General features: G+C 55.2%; 17 protein-coding genes. 11 read left to right on the top strand and 6 right to left on the bottom strand.

Annotated elements, in window-relative coordinates:
* Nucleotides 1-101 precede the first annotated feature (101 nt).
* Nucleotides 102-557 (bottom strand): YaiI/YqxD family protein, encoded by a 456-nt coding sequence (locus FIV00_RS24820; protein ID WP_152503259.1) that lies wholly within the window; start codon nucleotides 555-557, stop codon nucleotides 102-104.
* A complete protein-coding gene (locus FIV00_RS24815) occupies nucleotides 554-1777 on the bottom strand; it encodes a TIGR03862 family flavoprotein (protein WP_152503258.1) in 1224 nt (407 codons plus the stop codon). Before FIV00_RS24815 ends, FIV00_RS24820 begins: the two co-directional genes overlap by 4 nt.
* A gap of 217 nt (nucleotides 1778-1994) precedes the next feature.
* On the opposite strand from FIV00_RS24815, the gene FIV00_RS24810 reads away from it, so the two are divergent.
* Nucleotides 1995-3188: an HD domain-containing phosphohydrolase gene (locus FIV00_RS24810; protein ID WP_152503257.1), complete on the top strand. Its 1194-nt coding sequence runs from the start codon at nucleotides 1995-1997 to the stop codon at nucleotides 3186-3188.
* Here FIV00_RS24810 and FIV00_RS24805 read toward each other — a convergent pair.
* Entirely contained in the window at nucleotides 3185-3973 is a 789-nt protein-coding gene (locus tag FIV00_RS24805; protein WP_152503256.1) for a glycosyltransferase family 2 protein, read from the bottom strand. The two genes, FIV00_RS24810 and FIV00_RS24805, sit on opposite strands and share 4 nt — an antisense overlap.
* 80 nt (nucleotides 3974-4053) lie before the next feature.
* On the bottom strand, nucleotides 4054-5724 hold the full coding sequence (locus FIV00_RS24800; RefSeq protein ID WP_152503255.1) for an alpha-glucosidase: 1671 nt from the start codon (nucleotides 5722-5724) through the stop codon (nucleotides 4054-4056).
* A 603-nt stretch (nucleotides 5725-6327) separates the two neighbouring features.
* Between FIV00_RS24800 and FIV00_RS24795 the strand changes: the two genes are divergently transcribed.
* From FIV00_RS24795 to FIV00_RS24765, 8 genes are all read left to right on the top strand, one after another.
* Nucleotides 6328-7494: an acetyl-CoA acetyltransferase gene (locus FIV00_RS24795; protein WP_152503254.1), complete on the top strand. Its 1167-nt coding sequence runs from the start codon at nucleotides 6328-6330 to the stop codon at nucleotides 7492-7494.
* 322 nt (nucleotides 7495-7816) lie between these two features.
* On the top strand, nucleotides 7817-8998 hold the full coding sequence (locus FIV00_RS24790; RefSeq protein WP_152503253.1) for an AraC family transcriptional regulator: 1182 nt from the start codon (nucleotides 7817-7819) through the stop codon (nucleotides 8996-8998).
* Nucleotides 8999-9064: 66 nt separating this feature from the next.
* A complete protein-coding gene (locus FIV00_RS24785; RefSeq protein WP_152503252.1) occupies nucleotides 9065-10447 on the top strand; it encodes a S41 family peptidase in 1383 nt (460 codons plus the stop codon).
* A gap of 277 nt (nucleotides 10448-10724) precedes the next feature.
* Nucleotides 10725-11630: an AraC family transcriptional regulator gene (locus FIV00_RS24780; protein WP_152503251.1), complete on the top strand. Its 906-nt coding sequence runs from the start codon at nucleotides 10725-10727 to the stop codon at nucleotides 11628-11630.
* Between the two features lie 116 nt (nucleotides 11631-11746).
* Entirely contained in the window at nucleotides 11747-12037 is a 291-nt protein-coding gene (locus FIV00_RS24775; RefSeq protein ID WP_152503250.1) for a putative quinol monooxygenase, read from the top strand.
* Nucleotides 12037-12375 carry a hypothetical protein gene (locus FIV00_RS29915; protein ID WP_173006136.1) on the top strand — a complete coding sequence of 113 codons (339 nt, stop codon included), beginning with the start codon at nucleotides 12037-12039 and terminating at the stop codon, nucleotides 12373-12375. Before FIV00_RS24775 ends, FIV00_RS29915 begins: the two co-directional genes overlap by 1 nt.
* Before the next feature lie 5 nt (nucleotides 12376-12380).
* Entirely contained in the window at nucleotides 12381-12836 is a 456-nt protein-coding gene (locus FIV00_RS24770) for an SRPBCC family protein (RefSeq protein ID WP_173006135.1), read from the top strand.
* Nucleotides 12833-13273: a DUF3995 domain-containing protein gene (locus tag FIV00_RS24765; protein WP_152503248.1), complete on the top strand. Its 441-nt coding sequence runs from the start codon at nucleotides 12833-12835 to the stop codon at nucleotides 13271-13273. The genes FIV00_RS24770 and FIV00_RS24765 overlap by 4 nt, the downstream gene beginning before the upstream one ends.
* Before the next feature lie 22 nt (nucleotides 13274-13295).
* On the opposite strand, the gene FIV00_RS24760 is transcribed toward FIV00_RS24765, so the two are convergent.
* Nucleotides 13296-14387, bottom strand: a complete 1092-nt coding sequence (locus FIV00_RS24760) for a hypothetical protein (RefSeq protein WP_152503247.1) — start codon at nucleotides 14385-14387, stop codon at nucleotides 13296-13298.
* 130 nt (nucleotides 14388-14517) lie between these two features.
* Nucleotides 14518-14874, bottom strand: coding sequence for an invasion associated locus B family protein (locus tag FIV00_RS24755; RefSeq protein ID WP_247649279.1), 357 nt, complete (start codon nucleotides 14872-14874; stop codon nucleotides 14518-14520).
* 432 nt (nucleotides 14875-15306) lie between these two features.
* Here FIV00_RS24755 and cysG point away from each other — a divergent pair, with 432 nt between their 5' ends.
* The gene (cysG, locus tag FIV00_RS24750; protein ID WP_152503245.1) at nucleotides 15307-16770 is read left to right on the top strand and encodes a siroheme synthase CysG; all 1464 of its coding nucleotides are present in this window, start codon (nucleotides 15307-15309) and stop codon (nucleotides 16768-16770) included.
* Nucleotides 16771-16791: 21 nt separating this feature from the next.
* On the top strand, nucleotides 16792-17091 hold the full coding sequence (locus tag FIV00_RS24745; RefSeq protein WP_152503244.1) for a DUF2849 domain-containing protein: 300 nt from the start codon (nucleotides 16792-16794) through the stop codon (nucleotides 17089-17091).

The raw sequence follows: 17091 nt of genomic DNA, 5'->3' as shown, positions 1-17091 counted from the left end.
TGGGTTTCCGGCTCTACTCCCTGCAAGGTATTCCTCCCAACCTTGCGGGGAGTTTTCATTTGATCAGCGGTTTGCAGCCGGATCTGACAAAGGCGTTAGCCTTAAGTTACAGCGCGCTTTGCTGCCCGCATGATTGTTTCCAACTGATTTAAGAACCGCGATCTGTCGGCTTTGGTAAAGGAGGGGCCACCTTCCCGGATTTCACCAATTTCGCGCAAGTGCGTTTTCAAGTCCCGCATCGCGAGACGCATACCAATCCCGTCTTCACTGAAAGGCTTGCCGGTCGGCCCGATTACCAGTGCGCCTGCCTTGACGCATCTGGACGCCAGCGGCACATCAGCTGTCACGACGACGTCGCCTGTCTGAGCGCGCTCCGCAATCCAGTTGTCTGCTTCATCCGGGCCTTCCGGCACGACAACTCGCTCGACCAGATCACCTTCCGGCAAACGCATCCAGCTGTTGGACACAAACTTGATTGCAACATTGTGCCGTTCACCAACACGGACGGCTTCGTTCTTTACCGGACAGGCATCGGCGTCCACATAAAGCACAGTCATGCGCGTTCGCCCTCCTCGATATTGCTTAGATAGTTTTGAATGCCGATTGCGGCCTGTCGACCGGTGGCAAAACAGGCTTGCAGCAGATAGCCGCCGGTTGGCGCCTCCCAGTCGAGCATTTCGCCGGCCACAAACACACCAGGTTGAGCGCGCAACATCATTCCATCGTCAATGTCGCCAAGTGCGATGCCACCAGCCGATGATATCGCGCGGTCAATGTCGTAAGGGGCGGAGCACAGAACGGGCAAGGCCTTGATCCGCGCGGCAAGGCCTTCTGGATCTTCGGGAAGGGGGCCAACTTCGCGCAAGAGCGCTTGTTCGACGGGGTTCAGTTTCAGCGCCTTTTTCAAAAAAGTCGAGACGGATTGTTTGCGCCGCGGCCGGGAGAATTTCTGGCGCACCGTGTCTATCGACATAGCTGGGCGCAGATCAATCAAGAGCTCTGCGGAGCCGTTGCTGTTGATCTTCTCGCGTAATTCTGCGGAAAGGGCATAAACCGCACCGCCTTCGATCCCCTTTGCTGACAGCAGCGCTTCTCCACTGCATTGGCTGCCATCGAGGCTCAGAGCAATGCGCTTCAAGGGCGAACCCGCAAACCTGTCTTTCAGGATCTCACTCCAGGCGACGAGAAAGCCGCAATTGGAGGGCTGAAACCGGGATATGTTGATCTGGTGTTCTTCAAGCGCCGGGATCCATACCGCATCTGAACCCAGCCTTGGCCAACTTGCCCCGCCAAGGGCAAGCAGAAGGGCGCGACAAGGAAAGGTTTTCGGCTCTTCACCCTCGGCTTTCAAGAGTGCCGCGCCTTCTGCGGTCAGTCCGGTCAAGGTGTGACGTGTCAGCAGTTTGACACCGCGTTGGTCGAGCCGCCGAAGCCATGCACGCAGCAGGGGCGAGGCTTTCATGGACTTTGGAAACACCCTGCCGCTGCTGCCGACAAAGGTCTCTTCGCCAAGGCTATGACACCAGTCGCGAAGATCATTTGGCGAAAAAGCACGGATCATGGGGTCCAGGAAGTTGCGTGCCTCGCGATACCGACCCAGAAAAACATCAATGTCTTCGCTGTGGGTCAGGTTTAGACCGCCACGTCCGGCCATCAGAAACTTGCGGGCTGGCGAAGGCATCTTGTCGGCAACGGTTACCTCAAGGCCCTCGGCCGATAGTTGCTCGGCAGCGAACAGCCCGGCCGGTCCGGCTCCTATGATCAGAACATCGGTCATGGCGCTTTATTAGTTGGACTGGCCTTGCTTGGCCACCGGCATTTTCATGTTCAGCAAAGACTTGCATCTCAGGCGTGGGGCAGCTTGCTTCCAAGTGCTCTGCAGCCGTGCCTTTGCGCAAGACGATCTTCTCAAGTTTTTGTTATCCGTCTCATGAGACTATCCGGTCCAACGGTTGGATGTTCCGGCCTGAGCTGAAGTGGCAAGGGTATTTGGCATGGAAAAAACCAGGGACCTCATCGTCGTCGCCGACCCGGATCCCAATGTTCAATCCGGTTTCCAGAAACTGTTTGGCGGTCAGATGGAAGTCGCCTGCTTTTCTGACTCTGACTCAGCTTTGATTTTCCTGAAGCAGCAACCCAGTGCTGCCATCGTCTGTTCCTGCTTCAACTTACCGGGTCGCGGCGGGTCCGCGTTTTTGAGAGCTTCGGAAATCATTGCGCCAATGGCGGCAAGAGTGATGTTGACGCGGGAGCGTTCTGCAGAAGCTGTCAAACAGGCGCTGAATGAAGGCCACGCTTTCATGTTTCTGGACAAGCCGAGTCAGCCGGCAGATCTCGTTGCGGCCATGGAAACGGCACTTGCGCATCACCGTCAGCTGTTCAAGGACCGGGCGTTGCTTGAACGAACACTCGCAGGTTCTGTCAAACTTCTCATAGACATGATGGCCCTTTTTCACCCCGAAGCCTTCCGGCGTACGGGCGTCGTGCGCAAACAAGCCTTAAAGCTTGCCAAGGCATTGGGCATGAAAAAGACCTGGGAACTTGAAATGGCGGTCATGCTGTCGCCCCTGGGTGAAGCGCTGCTGCCCAAACAGGTCCTTGCCCGCTATCGCGCCGCCCGCAGCCTGACCGAACAGGAGCGTGATGTGCTCGACAAGTCTCCTGCCCAGACGCAGGAACTTTTGAAAAACATCCCGCAATTGGAGCGGGTGTCGGACTATCTCTATTTGTCCGCACGCGGGTACGATGGCTCCGGTTTTCCAAAGGACGGGCCGACGGGATCAGATATTCCCCAAATCTCCAGAATACTGAAGTTGCTGACAGATCTCTGGTATGCCAGTCCCGAAGCCGGACCGGATGCTGCAGCGTTTGAGGCTGTGACCATCAATCGTCGGAAATACGACCCCAAGCTGTTGGAGCTGGCCAAGAATGTTCTGATGGACGATGTTCCCGAAGAACGGAAAAAGCATGTGGCTGAATGCCATATCCGGTCGCTGCGGCCCGGCGATATCCTTGTTGATGATGCATTGACCGAAAGCAGCCATGAATTGGTTCTGTCTCGTGGGCACACCTTGACCCCGACGACGATCCGCCGCCTTGAGCATTTCCATCAGACAACGGGTGTTCGCCAACCAATTCGTGTCGAGCGCCATGAAGTTGTACAAAAAGCCGTACCTGATCCGGCTTAGGGTGCGTTCTTTTTATTCCGCAACTCGGCCTCATAGGCCTTGGCGACACGCAAGAAACGGGCATGGGCATAATTCATGGACAGGATTAGTCCCCACCAGCCGTATTTCCGGTATCTGCGCACGAAATAGGCTTTAAAAAAGCTGACGGGAAATTCCGTTATCAAGCGGCTTTTAGGCAGTCGCCTGCCGCGGCTTCGCATGTCTTCCACCTGCATGGCGGAATAGCGGTTGTATTTTTCGACCTGAAAATCAAGAGATCGGATCGACCGGTGCGCCATGATGCCTGACAGGTTTTCGATCTTGGCACCAGGTTCAGGCCGGACGGTGTCGTGAACCGTGGAGTCTGAAAACCGTCCTTTGCGCCGGTCATAAAGCCGTATCTGGTGATATCCGTAAGCCCACGGTGCTGGTGTGCTTTCGTGCGCGTACATATCCCGGATCATGATCCGCCAGCCATCGGCGTCATTGTAAGTTTGGTCAGCGAATTTCGCCTTGATCTCCGCCGCCAGTTTCGGTGTCACCTCTTCATCGGCATCGAGGTTCAAAATCCAGTCATGTTTGCACTGGTCTTCGCCATGGCGCTTCTGTGGACCGTATCCAAGCCACTCGTGAAACACCACGCGAGCACCAAGGTTTTCGGCAATTGCAACGGTGTCGTCGCTCGACCCGCTGTCGACCACAATGACCTCATGCACCCAGTCGATCACGCTCTCGATCGGCCGGGCGATGCGGTCGGCCTCATTTCGGGCGATGATGAATACGGAGAGGGGAAGGCGGCTTGTCATCGGTGTTCCGGCTTGTTGATCGCCGGAAGACCCCGGCGCGACTATTTAGCCGCGCCGGACACTGATTTGAAGAACAGATATCAGGATTTTACTCGTGCAAACAGTGCATCGTGCCCAGCCAAGGCGACCTTGGTGCCTTCAAATGTGCCGGAAAAACCGGGTGCGTCGAGGTTTTCAAGATCAAGCGCGCCAACTTCGACAGTCGCTGCCGCCGACCCCAAGTTGAAGGCGCACAGGATGGTTTCGTCATTGTAAGAACGCGTAAACACAAGAGTTTCGCCAGCGCTGTCGAGAAAGTGCATATCGCCCTTCTTGAGAGGAGCGTGCTTCTGCCGCCATGCGTAAAACGCACGATTACGGTTCAAAATGGACGCGTCATCCTTGTCCTGTTCAAAGGCCGCAAGCTCAAGATGTTCAGGCGCGACAGGCAACCAGGGTTCAGCTTCGGAGAAACCGGCATACCCGTTGTCTCTCACCCAGGGCATCGGAGTTCGACAACCGTCGCGGCCTTTGTAATCGGGCCAGAAACGTATGCCATAGGGGTCTTGCAGTTTCTCGAAAGGTACATCGGCCTGCGGCAGGCCCAGTTCCTCGCCTTGATATAGGCAGGGCGTGCCGCGCAAAGATGCGCAAAGGGCGGTTTCGAAAGGAGCAAATCTGGCAACATCCTGACCGGCGCCCCACCGGGTGCCCACCCGTTGCACATCATGGTTGGACAGAGCCCAACTGGCCCAGCCCGATCCGATGCCGTCGTTCATTTCTTCCACGATGCGGCGAATATAGGCAGCCGAATGCTGCGGCGTCAGCAGATCGAAGCTGTAAGCCATATGAATTCGCTTGCCGGCTTCCGTATAGGATGCGGTCAGTTCCACAGCCTGTCCGTCGGCACCGATTTCGCCAACTGATGTCGCGCCTGGATATTGGTCGAGCAAAGCCCGCAGTCTTTCCAGGAATATCAGGTTTTCCGGCCGTGTCTTGTCGTAAACATGGTCCTGGTAGCCATATGGGTTGGACGGATCCACGGTGGATGGAAGTTCGTGCGCGCTGAGTGGTGGATTGTCTCTCAGTTCTTTGTCATGCACGTAGAAATTCACCGTGTCGAGGCGGAAGCCGTCGACACCTCTGTCGAGCCAGAACTTGGCGACATCCAGAACCGCATCCTGAACGTCCATGTTGTGAAAGTTGAGATCCGGCTGGCTGGCGAGGAAATTGTGCATGTAGTACTGGCGACGGTGGCTGTCCCACTCCCAGGCGGGGCCGCCGAAAATCGAGAGCCAGTTGTTGGGCACGTTTCCGTCCGGCTTTGCATCAGCCCACACAAACCAGTCGGCCTTCGGATTGTTTTTTGAAGACCGGCTTTCAACGAACCAGGGGTGCTGGTCGGACGTGTGCGAGATCACGAGGTCGATGATGACTTTCAGACCGCGATCATGCGCGGCGGCAAGCATTCGGTCAAAATCCGCAAGTGAGCCGAACATCGGATCGACATCCACATAGTTGGAAACGTCGTAGCCGAAATCCGCCATTGGGGACGTGAAAAACGGAGACAGCCAGATGGCATCGACACCAAGCGAGGCAACATAGTCCATACGTTCGGTCACACCGTTCAGGTCGCCGATACCATCGCCATTCGTGTCGTTAAACGAGCGAGGGTAGATCTGATAGATCACAGCTCCGCGCCACCAGTCCTGGTCCTTGATCGCGTTTTCAGACATTTCGACCTCCTGGCCTGTTTCGACTTCTTCGAACATTGCCGGTCTCCCTTCCGCCGACTGAGCATCCGTTTCTGCTCGGTTGGCTTGAAACGGGCTTGGTAAATCTGGACGGTTCATTAGAATTCAAAGCGCTTTGAATGGCTATATGCCGCGGATCGCAAGGTCAAGGTGTCGCTCACAAAAAGTCGTGAGATTTTTTTCAAGTCGGATGAGAGATCCGACCTTGAGACGAATGTACGCAAAATCAAAAACCGGCCCTGCGAAGTAGAACCGGCAAAATGACAGAAAGGTCTTTAAACAGCATTCGGTCAGAAACACCTGCGAATACCCGCGTGTTCATGACGCTGAGATGAATGCCCTGCGTGAAGGGCATTTATATGAGCAGAAACCGAGGATTGGTGATCTCTGATCATAAAAAAGCGTGCCTCGAGAGATAATACAAAATCAATTAATATATTGAAAAATAACATAAAAATAAAAAGTTATGACGTTTAGGTAACTTTCTTCTTGCAAAGCAGCATGGAAGCTGGAACTGTCCGGCAATGCCAAATTCAGTGAAGCGGTGAATGAGCCGGGCACGTATCCGTGCCGTTGTGATGCGACAAGCCGCTTTGCGCGAGGAAACCTGGAGGAAGTGTCATGACGGCAGCAATGGTGGGATGGGCACATATGCCCTTCGGCAAGCATGCGGAAGAAACAGTCGAAAGCATGATCGTCAAAGTCGCCGTGGACGCCATCCACGATGCCGGCATTGCGCCGGAAGATGTCGACGAAATTTTGCTGGGGCACTTCAATGCCGGTTTTTCCGTTCAAGACTTTACAGCCTCACTTGTCCTGCAGGCCGATCCGGCCCTTCGTTTTAAACCGGCAACACGGGTTGAGAATGCGTGCGCGACGGGTTCGGCAGCAGTTCATCAGGGTGTGAGAGCCATCGCATCCGGAGATGCCCGCTTCGTGCTTGTTGTTGGTGTCGAACAGATGACGACGACCCCGGGCCCGGAAATCGGGAAGAACCTGTTGAAGGCCTCCTACCTGAAGGAAGAAGGCGATATTCCAGCTGGATTTGCCGGAGTTTTCGGAAAGATAGCAGATGCCTATTTCCAGAAATTTGGCGACCAGTCCGACGCGTTGGCCAAAATTGCCGCCAAGAACCACAAGAACGGCGTCAACAATCCCTACGCTCAAATGCGCAAGGATCTAGGTTTCGAGTTCTGCCGCGCCGAAAGCGAGAAAAACCCGTTTGTCGCTGGTCCTCTGAAGCGGACCGACTGTTCATTGGTTTCTGACGGCGCTGCGGCACTTGTGCTGACGGACCCTGCGACGGCACTTGGCATGAAAAAGGCGGTTGCGTTCCGCGGTATGTCGCACGTGCAGGATTTCCTTCCGATGTCCAAGCGCGACATCCTGAAATTTGAAGGCTGTTCCAAGGCCTGGGGCGAAGCTCTCGGCGACGCGAACCTGGCGTTGGAGGATCTTTCCTTTGTTGAAACCCATGACTGCTTCACAATTGCGGAGTTGCTCGAATATGAAGCCATGGGTCTGACTGCTGAAGGTGAAGGCGCTAGGGCTGTTCTTGAAGGCTGGACTGAAATGGACGGCAAGCTGCCGGTCAATCCGTCCGGCGGGCTGAAGGCAAAGGGGCACCCGATCGGCGCAACAGGCGTCTCCATGCATGTTTTGACGGCTATGCAGTTGACCGATACGGCAGGTGACATTCAGGTCAAGAATGCTGAAATCGGTGGTATTTTCAACATGGGCGGTGCCGCGGTCGCCAACTTCGTTTCCGTGTTGCAGGCGATGAAATAAGTCAGACAACCTTTAACTCAATGGGGATGATTTCGATCATCCCCATTTAAGCGCCATGGCACGCGATCGCCGATCCATTTGGCCATGATGCGGCAGTTTCAAGACCGGCTGTGTTAACCTCCGCCAGTTTCCAAAATAGCGAGTTGATTGATTGAAGCAGCGCTGCCCGTCGATTTCTCTTGCAACTTAGGCGATTGAACTGGTTCAAGGGTCTTGGCAGCACGAGAGTGCGGCGGGACATGATCTTGCCATCTCGCTTTGTCATCAGGCGGCGCGGATGCAATGCGTCCTGAATTAAGGTGACCGGTCTCAGGTTGTTCGAATGGATGTCTCGCAGCACACGCTGGTGTTGATTTCAACGATGGCGATGACAGTGCCGTTGTTCGGCGCACTGTGCTGTTTGCTGCAAGATCGGAACAAAACTCTCTTTCGGGTCCTTGCTGCGTTTTTTCTGGCAGCGGCAGTCACGGAGCTGCCCACGGCCTTGCAGATGGTTGTCACCGGCGCGGGTATTGTCACACTGCTTGAAGCGCTCTGGTTGACAGCCATGGCATGCGTCACGCCCCTTATCTGGCTCTATGTCTGGATACTGACCTCAGAAGACGAAGCCCTTCCGAAAAATCTCTACCGGCATATGGTTTTGCCAGGCTTTACTCTGCTGACAAGCGTTTCCATTGTGCTTTATTTGGTGGTGGCGGATCTCCGGTTCTTCGGGCTTTCGGAACAAGTGCTGCAGCAGGTGGCAGTCGCGATCAATTGGGTGTTCTGGGTCCTTGTGACCGTTGCAATCAAGCTCCAATGGGGCGTTTACATATTGCTGGTTTATAGCCGGCTTGTGTCTTATCGAGTTCGCCTGAAAGACCTTTTTGCAAGCACTGAACGAAAAGAGCTCCGCTGGATTGCCTTTGTGATTGGCGTCAGCGGATTCTACTGGGTCCTCAGCCTGATCTCGTCACTCCTGAGCTACATGGTCCCGGACTATGACGGACTTCCAAGCCTTGTCTATTTTCTGCTGAACCTGACGCTTCAGACGATCATGGCTGTTTGGGGCTTGAGGCAACGACCGGGACTGAGACCTCAAGAAAACCTAACGCGGGTACCCGAGCAGCGCTACGCAAACTCAGCGTTGACAGAAGAAGCAACGGATCGCATTGCTGCCAAGCTGCGCAAGGCAATGACAACCAACAAGCTCTATCTCAATCCAAACCTGTCGCTCTGGATACTCGCCCGGCACACAGGCGTGAGCGAGAACTACATTTCCCAGGTTCTGAACGAGGTGATCGGTCAGAATTTTTTCGACTTTGTGAACAGCCACCGCATCGAGGCAGCAAAGATCAATCTGAGGGAAAGCGACGAGACGATCCTGACGGTCGCGCTTGATGCCGGTTTCAACTCCCGCTCGTCCTTTTACACCGCGTTCAAAAAAGTGACAGGGCAAACACCGACAGCTTATCGAAAGGCACAAGGTGCGGTCGACAAGTTGTCGACAAATCTGTCCGTCTGAGCTGAATCGGACGACATATCCCGGCAGCAGGGCCTATCCGGCGAAATCTCAACCGGAGAAAGCTTTATGAAACGACTACCCATTTTTCTAGCAACAGCAGTCTATGCAGTCCCCGCAATCGCGGACCTTCCAGCCGAACTCAACGGTTTCTGGCAGACCGATGGATATGGCACGGTCGCAAAAGTACAGGACGGCAATATCAAATTCTATCAATCGGCCGGTGACATCTGCATCGAGGAGAGCGGAGATGCTGAAGCGCTTTCGGCTTTGATCGACAACAGCAATCTTGTGCTCACCAAGGACGGACGCACCGTCACTGTAACGCTGCCGTTTGCGCAACATCAGATCCGTGCAGAAAGGCTCGATGCGCTACCTGATGCCTGTCAAACCCAGTCCGAGGACACGCCCGAAGCCAATTTCGCAGCCTTTGCCGCGTTTCTTGAACACAACTATCCCTTCCACGACATTCATGGCGTTGACTGGCAATCAATTGTCGCAACCGCTCGGGAAAAAATCAGATCTGAGATGTCGGATGAAGAGCTGTTTGAGGTGTTCAAGCAAATGATGGCGCCTCTGCAGGATGGGCATCTGGACCTCACTGCCCGGATCGATGAGGAAAATGTCCGTTTTGAACCTTATCTCGGCGATACGCTCAGTCGGTTGTTTCAGGAAGCAAAGGACAAAGGTGTTCCTGAAAAACAGGCAGTCGAAGCATTTTTTGGACCGCTCTGGTACGAAAGCATCCCTAATACCATCTTGAGCGGCCAAGGCCGGGTCGTTGGAAATCAACGGATACAATATGGCGTCTTGAATGGCGACACAGGCTATTTGGCGCTCGCGACCGTCGGATATTTTGATCGGCGCGGTGCGTCACCGGATGAGGAAATGGCAGCGACAAACGCCATCATGGAAGAAATAATGCAGTTCTTTCAGACCTCCGGCGTGCGGTTCGTCATCATTGATCTCAGCGCGAATTTCGGTGGCTACAATCATTTTGGAGGATATGAGTTCGTTGCCCGCGCAATAGCAGAACGCTTTGCATCTGAACCGGTTCAAGCCTTTACGAAATATGCTGCCGATGCTGAAAAGTCGCCCCGCACGGTGGTGACCCTGACGCCGAGTAACGGAACCCGGTTCGAAGGTCCGGTCCATGTTCTGACGAGTGACATTACGGTCAGTGCTGCCGAGGTGTTGGTGCTGTCGCTGCGGGCCCTTCCAAATGTCAGGCATATCGGGAAGGCCACGCGAGGGGCGGCATCCGACGTTCTCGGGCGGACCTTGCCGAACGGCTGGTATCTGTCCTTGGCCAATGAAGTCCACGTGGACAACGACGGGCGTTTCTGGGAAGGCCGCGGCATCGAGCCCGATGTCGAAATGACCGTCTTTGAACAGGCTTCACCCGTTGAAGCGCATGCGAACCTGATCAGGAAACTGGCGACCCAGAACTGATAAAGTCTGGGGTTCTGACCAGAGCAGTCGCAAAAGCCGCTGAGTGTTTGCCTATGGCTGGCAGTCAGCGCGCTTGCACTGCTCGATTTTCATTTAAAAAACTTAACCTAAGCGTCTTCTGGCCGGTAATTTCACGGGTCTTGGCGATTAGAAGACCCGGAACAGGTGTGCGGATTTGACGCCTGGGCGACACTTGCGGGCAAAACATACCGTTGGTTATGTTTTGCCCGCAAGTGTTCGTGACGCGGACCGATCCACTGAAGCTGAGACAGATCCCATGACCGGCAAACAACAACGGCTCGTTGACGAGAGCGAAAACGGTATCCTCCTTATACCGGAAGGCCTTCGCGTGTTTGCCGGGGCGAAGGCTGTCATGACTGCAGGGCAGGCGGGAATTTTTCACAAGTTGCTGGATAAGGACGCCTTCGGAACGGAGTTTTTCACGAATGCACCGTGCCTTGCCTATGTCCTGCGAGGGCAGGAAACCTTTTTTGATGCCGATGGCGCGAAGACGGTCGTTGCATCCGGCGACACATTGCTGCTTCCCAGGCACCATCACATGGTCTCGGATTTCCGAGCGGAAAAAGGGCCATTGGAGGCATGGTTGTTCTTCTTCAGCGACGCCGTCATTGACGAATTCCTGAAGGCGACGTCCCTGGCAAGCGTTCCCGCTTCCAAAAGCCGGACAGCATTGTTTGAAGGGTCTGCAAGCCTGCGGGCTTACATCGATGCGCTTCCGAAGGTCTATGGCACGGTCCAGTCACCGCCTGCATTGGTAAAAGCGAAGCTCCTGGAAGTTCTGTTTCTTTTGCACATGCATGATCGAAAGAGGCAATTACAAAGCTTTCTCGCCAATGAGAATGCGGGGCGCTCCCGGCGGAACATCAAGCAGCTGATGCGCGTTTATGCCTTGGCGGACCTTTCCATCGCAGACTACGCAACCCTTTCTGGGCGTTCGGTTTCTTCCTTTCAACGTGATTTCAAACGGGAGTTCGGCGAAGCTCCAAGCGTCTGGCTACGAAGAGCGAAGCTGGAGCATGCCCACGAAATGGTGATCAACAGCCGCGTTTCAATTTCCGAAATCGCTCATGCAGCGGGCTACGCCGATACGTCTCATTTCATCAAGGCCTACAAGAGCTGTTTTCAGCAGACGCCCAAGCAACTGCGCCAGAGCCTGGCCTGACCTTGCCGGGGAGCAAGGAAGAAAGCGCCGCATAATCCCTATTTTCGCCGCGAGTTTTCTATCCGGCACCTGTGTGGACGGAAATACTGTGCGCATCACAGTGAAGGAGACCACGAATGACCACATGGGTAACTCTCGAGATGACCGTAAAGGACGGAGCATTCGAGGCACTTTCGGAGTTCTTGAAAGCCAATCTCGCAAATGTGCGCGGCTTCGATGGTGCACTGAGTGTCACACTATTTTATGACACAGCCACACGCGCATTTCTCATTCATGAAGAATGGATGAGCCGGGAACATCACCAGGCGTATCTGGCCTTTATAGAAGAGAAGGGCGTCATGGCCGCATTGCTCGGCTTCATGGAGGGGCCGCCCTCGGTAACCTACTACAAGAAGCTGGTGATGTGATGATCCACGGAACCGATGTAAGCCGTCGCACGTTGCTGATCGCTTTGCCGCTCCTTGCCGCAGCAAGTCAGGCAAAGGCCTGGGGGCCTACGAGCGCTCCCGTATCCATGGGTGAGCCGGTTTATCGACGAGACAGCATCGTTTCGTCTGCCAGGACCGCAGATTTGCTCAGCCGCTTGCGAAAAACCGAAGGCTGCATGCGTGCGGATGGTTTCATGGACGAAACCGGCGTCATTTCAATCTGGCAGGAATGGGTATCTGTGCAAGCTTCAACGGCATTCTGGCGTCGGCACGGCACCGAAGACGGAACATCCACCTTGCGAAAACTAGAGCTCTGAGGCCAATGACCACACACGTGCAACTTGTCCATGACTATCCCTTTCCTGCACGCGACGTGTGGCGGGTTGCGACAGACCTCGACCATTTGAAGACAGTTACGGAGGGCCTGTTGGCCTTTCGTAACCTGCCGCACGGTGAAATCCACCAGGGCCAGGAAATGCGCGTGGAAGTTTCGCTGTTCGGCAGACTTCCTTACCAGCCGTATGAAATGAAAGTCGTAGAATTTGATGATGCCAACATGGCTTTTACGTCAGAGGAGAAAGGAGCAGGTGTGAAAACCTGGCGGCACAGTCTGTCTGTTGCAACAACGCCGACAGGAAGCCGACTGACCGAACGCATCGAAATCGATGGCGGACTTTTGACACCGCTATTTGCAGCGTGGGCGCGATACATGTACCGGCAACGGCACCCACGCAGACTTCGCATTCTTGAAACGTCTGTCAGCAGGAGAAATGGATGACGACCGGTCTCGCGCTGATCGTGGCAGGTATTCTTTTACCGGTTGCCGGGTTGCACTTTCTCTGGGCCTTGGGCAGTCCTTGGCCTTTCAAATCGGAAAAAATGCTGGCGCAGGCTGTTGGTGGCCCCGGTCTCAATCCAAAAATCAGTCCTCTCACCAAATGCGGTGTTACGATGGTAGCGGCAGGTGCCATTTTGACGTCGGCTATTCTCCCGCTTTTTTATGCCAATGTTCTGCCGGACCCGCTTCCCCAAAAGCTGGTTTTCTGGCTGCTGTTTGTTCAGGCCGCCGTTTTCCTGCTGCGTGGATGCCTTGGCTATCTGAGCGTTTCGGCCATGCCTCAGATCGAACCGTTTCGCACCTACAATCGGCGCTTCTTCAACCCATTGATAATTGCGCTCGGGTTAGCTTGTGCCGTCATTCTTCTGGCTCAATGAGACAAGGCCTCCCTTAAGGGGTCTAGTTGGCAGCTGTGGCCGCAGCCGCGTGGAAATCCGGGTCGGTCAACTCCGGAGGCGAAACCGGCGCGCCGCCACCTTCGCCGACATAAGTATCGGCGACACCATAGACAAAGATCCCGCCGGAATTCCTCTTGACGATTGCCACCCGCTCTATCAGCTGAAAATCGCCGGCCTCGCAATTGGCATAACTTGTGTAGAGATCTTTGCCACCTTCGGTTAGTCGCTCGGTACCGGACGAAAAACTTCCATCTGTGCAGGACTTCTGACTGTCTGCGACCACCAGAGACATCAGTTCCTCTTCCGATTGATAGCTGCCAGGTGAGAAAATATGCGCAACGACAGTACGCGCATCATTGGCGGCAACAGCATGCAGTCCATTGAGGTCCTCTTCACGCTGGCCATCGGGAATGAGCTTTAGTCCAGAGAGTCCTGCGCTTCCCATGAGGTTAAAGAGTGCCTGGGTCGCTTCCACCGCGAGCTGTGGGTCCGAGGCCGCGTTTGTTGGCGCTGTCCCTTGAGATTCAGGCTTTTGCCCCAGACCACCAGAGGGACTTGCTGCTGCAGTATCGCCCATACCCGGTGCAGCTCCATACCGGGCGATGTTTTGTTCGACGCATTTTGCAAGTCGGGCCATCAGTCTGGATGTTCCCGTCAGGCGGAATTCATAGTTGTAGGCACCATCATAGACATAGAGTGTCCTGCCACGGCGAAAGCGGGTGATGATGTAGCCGCCTTGGGGCATCTGCATGCGTGCCAGATCTTTGGATGTCGCCTTCGCAACTCCGCTTTGCCATCCGCCTCTGTCGATACGGTACTGAAGGGGAATGTCCGAACCGACTTCCATGTCCCAATGGGGTGCGGAAAAGCCGATTGCCCAACTGTAGCTCGTATCAACCTGCACATAGAGCGTGATGCCGCTTTTGTAGGTTGCCGATGCAACGCAGGTGGAAAACCTTCCGCTGTCGTCTTCGGTAAACGCGCTCCCGTTCCAGCCGCCAAGACGGAAGTTTTCCACGATGGCCGCCGCGGCAATGCCCGTGCCTGCGAATATGATTGCGCTGGCCATCGCCAGCAGTCGAAACAGTCGCATCAATCCCCCCAACAAATCACTGCTTCGTCAGGAGCGGAGCAGCCAGTGTTCTGGAAAGGCTAAGCGAATTCCGTAGCGGCATCAAGAAAGCGTGGGCCCTGCGTTCCGGCTAGGAATTTTTCGCAAGGAGCTACTGGATGGCCTCCATCGCCCGGGTAAAGCCGGTCAGTGGAACATTGATTTTTTGCCGCCTTTCGGCGCTCGGGGCAAAATCGATTTCCAGGTTGGCGCCCGCTTTCATGGCGTCAATCATCTCCGGCGTTGCTTCAATATTCAAAAAACACCCGCGTTGATCGCATGTCCCGACATCAAGTTCGCCAAGTGCAGTCCCGTCTACAGCCAGTTTGACTTTGCCCGGCAGATAGAAACCAAGCGGGGCTTGCATTTGCAGTATGGGCGCTTCCTTTTGAGCGGGAAAAACAATGTCTACCTTGAAGAGAAGCTGACCGCTTTCCTTCACTCTGATGCTTTGTGTAGCTTCGCACACCAATGCTTCCAGGTTACGCGAGGGACCTGCGCAGCGAGTTTGCCAAAGGCCGTCCTGACGCTGCTGTTGAGCGGAGACAGGGCTCGCGAAAGATGCTCCAAATAGCGTTGCGGCAAGGAAAAGTTTCATTTTGAAATGAGGCATTTGAGTCTGCTTTGTCGGATTGAACGCGCCCGACACTTTCCATAGCCGTTCGCGTGTTTCACGTCATCCATTATTGCTGGAATGCTAAGCTTTAAGGGGCTTCAAAGAGACTGAAACGATACGAGACTCTGAGGGCAGCTTCCCTTGTTCAGGAATTGAAGTCGGCGAAACAGGGGTTTGGCAAAAAACTATTCCGCTTGATGGGAAAGCTTTGAAAACCGGTGCCCGGCGTGTCTGGTCGGCACCCATTACATTTAAGCCATCAAACTGGGATTGGAGACCCTGAAGATGGCCACGCGCCTGACCACTACATCAAAATCACGCAAAAGGCCGGAAGACCGGCTCGACGTGTTCCCGACCTTCATGAAGGTCGCTGGACAGCGTGTGCTTGTGGTTGGGCATGGAGCGGAGGCTGCCGCGAAAGTTCGTTTGTTGGGTGAGACCAATGCAAGCATTGTCGTCATCTCCGCCTCCGTTGAAGCCGATCTTGCAGAAGCTATTGAGCGTTTCGACGCAGAACACGTCAGCGAAGATTTCCGCCCCGCGCACTTGAATGGCGCTGCGCTTGTGTTTTCGGCGCGAGAGGATTGGGCCCGGGACAAAGCGGTGGTTGATGCGGCGCGCATCATGGGTGTTCCGGTCAATGCGGTCGACAAACCAGAACTTTGCGACTTTTATACCGGTGCACTCGTCAATCGTGCCCCAATCGCAGTTGCGATCACCTCCACCGGCGTTGGTCCGGTACTCTCTCGTCATATTCGCGCCCGTATCGAGGCCATGTTGCCACGTGCGACAGGTGACTTGGCCCGGCTTGCCGAGAGTTTTCGGGACGCGGCGACGAAGGTTATCCGTGACGGCGCGTTGCGCCGCAATTTCTGGGCGCGGTTCTTTTCCGGGTCAGTGGCCGCAAATCTTTATGCCGGCAAGGCCGATGTTGCCAGGTCCGAGGCGCAACGCCTTTTGAACAGCATGGCCGACGAACCAGGGTTTGTTTGGCTGGTAGGTGCGGGCCCCGGTGCTGAAGATCTCCTGACTTTGCGCGCGCAGCGCTTGCTGCAGGAAGCGGACATCATCGTTCATGATGCGCTCGTTCCCGCAGGTGTCATTGCCATGGGGCGGCGGGACGCGGAGCGAATTTCTGTCGGCAAGCGCAAAGGTGCCCATTCGGTGCGCCAGAGCGAGATCTGCGATTTGCTGGTTGAGCTTGGTCGCAGTGGCCAAAAGGTCGTTCGGTTGAAGGCCGGTGACCCGATGATATTCGGACGCGCTGCCGAGGAAATGGATGCGCTTCGCGAAAACGAGATCGGATTTGAGGTTGTGCCAGGTGTGACTGCGGCCTTTGCGGCTGCTGCATCTGCACAGATCCCGCTGACACTACGCGGTGTGGCTTCCAATCTGGTTTTTGCGACAGGCCACAACGCGAAATCCGAAACGCTTCCGGACTGGGCCGGATTGGCACTGAAGGGCGCAACCGTTGCCGTTTACATGGGTCGGACCGTGTCAGCCGCCGTCGCGGCCAAACTGATTTCTGCTGGAATGAATGCCCGGACCCCGGTCGCGGTCATCGAGAACGCAGCCCATCCGGATGAGCGCCAGTTCTCCGGAAACCTGTCAGAACTCGCTGTTCTTTCGAACCGTACGGAGATCGACGGACCGGTCCTGATTGTCATCGGCGAAGCCGTTGGGCACGCCGCTTTGGAAAACGCCGAACCTCTGGCGCTGCAAGATGCAGCCCGGTTCGCTGCAGCCTGATTGTTGAAGAGAGTGGACGCAATGAAAGTCATAACTGCCAACCGTCTTTTGAATGGTGATGTCGTCTGGCTTGGAGACAACCGAAGCTGGGTTGAACGGATCACCCTGGCCAAGGTCTTTGAAGGTAAGGACGAAGTTGCCGATGGGCTCTCCCAAGGGGCTGAAGGTGAGAAAAACCAGGAAGTCGTCGGCGTCTATGACATGGCCGTGACGGTTGAAGAGGGTGTGATTGTCCCGGTCCGCTTGCGCGAAAAAATCCGTGCAGCCGGCCCGACCACGCATCCAGATTTCGGCAAACGGGCGCAAGCCGTATCCGCCTGA

The organism is Labrenzia sp. THAF82, from assembly GCF_009363435.1.
Taxonomy (GTDB): domain Bacteria; phylum Pseudomonadota; class Alphaproteobacteria; order Rhizobiales; family Stappiaceae; genus Roseibium; species Roseibium porphyridii.
The sequence above is the reverse complement of the archived record's forward strand: the minus strand, read 5'-3'. Positions and strand labels throughout refer to the sequence as shown.

Coding starts and splice junctions, on each gene's coding strand:
- FIV00_RS24785 (WP_152503252.1), top strand. CDS start 9,065: ATGAAACGACTACCCATTTTTCTAGCAACAGCAGTCTATGCAGTCCCC.
- FIV00_RS24765 (WP_152503248.1), top strand. CDS start 12,833: ATGACGACCGGTCTCGCGCTGATCGTGGCAGGTATTCTTTTACCGGTT.
- FIV00_RS24795 (WP_152503254.1), top strand. CDS start 6,328: ATGACGGCAGCAATGGTGGGATGGGCACATATGCCCTTCGGCAAGCAT.
- FIV00_RS24810 (WP_152503257.1), top strand. CDS start 1,995: ATGGAAAAAACCAGGGACCTCATCGTCGTCGCCGACCCGGATCCCAAT.
- FIV00_RS24800 (WP_152503255.1), bottom strand. CDS start 5,724: ATGTTCGAAGAAGTCGAAACAGGCCAGGAGGTCGAAATGTCTGAAAAC.
- FIV00_RS24745 (WP_152503244.1), top strand. CDS start 16,792: ATGAAAGTCATAACTGCCAACCGTCTTTTGAATGGTGATGTCGTCTGG.
- FIV00_RS24790 (WP_152503253.1), top strand. CDS start 7,817: ATGGATGTCTCGCAGCACACGCTGGTGTTGATTTCAACGATGGCGATG.
- FIV00_RS29915 (WP_173006136.1), top strand. CDS start 12,037: ATGATCCACGGAACCGATGTAAGCCGTCGCACGTTGCTGATCGCTTTG.
- FIV00_RS24815 (WP_152503258.1), bottom strand. CDS start 1,777: ATGACCGATGTTCTGATCATAGGAGCCGGACCGGCCGGGCTGTTCGCT.
- FIV00_RS24760 (WP_152503247.1), bottom strand. CDS start 14,387: ATGCGACTGTTTCGACTGCTGGCGATGGCCAGCGCAATCATATTCGCA.
- FIV00_RS24780 (WP_152503251.1), top strand. CDS start 10,725: ATGACCGGCAAACAACAACGGCTCGTTGACGAGAGCGAAAACGGTATC.
- FIV00_RS24770 (WP_173006135.1), top strand. CDS start 12,381: ATGACCACACACGTGCAACTTGTCCATGACTATCCCTTTCCTGCACGC.
- FIV00_RS24775 (WP_152503250.1), top strand. CDS start 11,747: ATGACCACATGGGTAACTCTCGAGATGACCGTAAAGGACGGAGCATTC.
- FIV00_RS24820 (WP_152503259.1), bottom strand. CDS start 557: ATGACTGTGCTTTATGTGGACGCCGATGCCTGTCCGGTAAAGAACGAA.
- cysG (WP_152503245.1), top strand. CDS start 15,307: ATGGCCACGCGCCTGACCACTACATCAAAATCACGCAAAAGGCCGGAA.
- FIV00_RS24805 (WP_152503256.1), bottom strand. CDS start 3,973: ATGACAAGCCGCCTTCCCCTCTCCGTATTCATCATCGCCCGAAATGAG.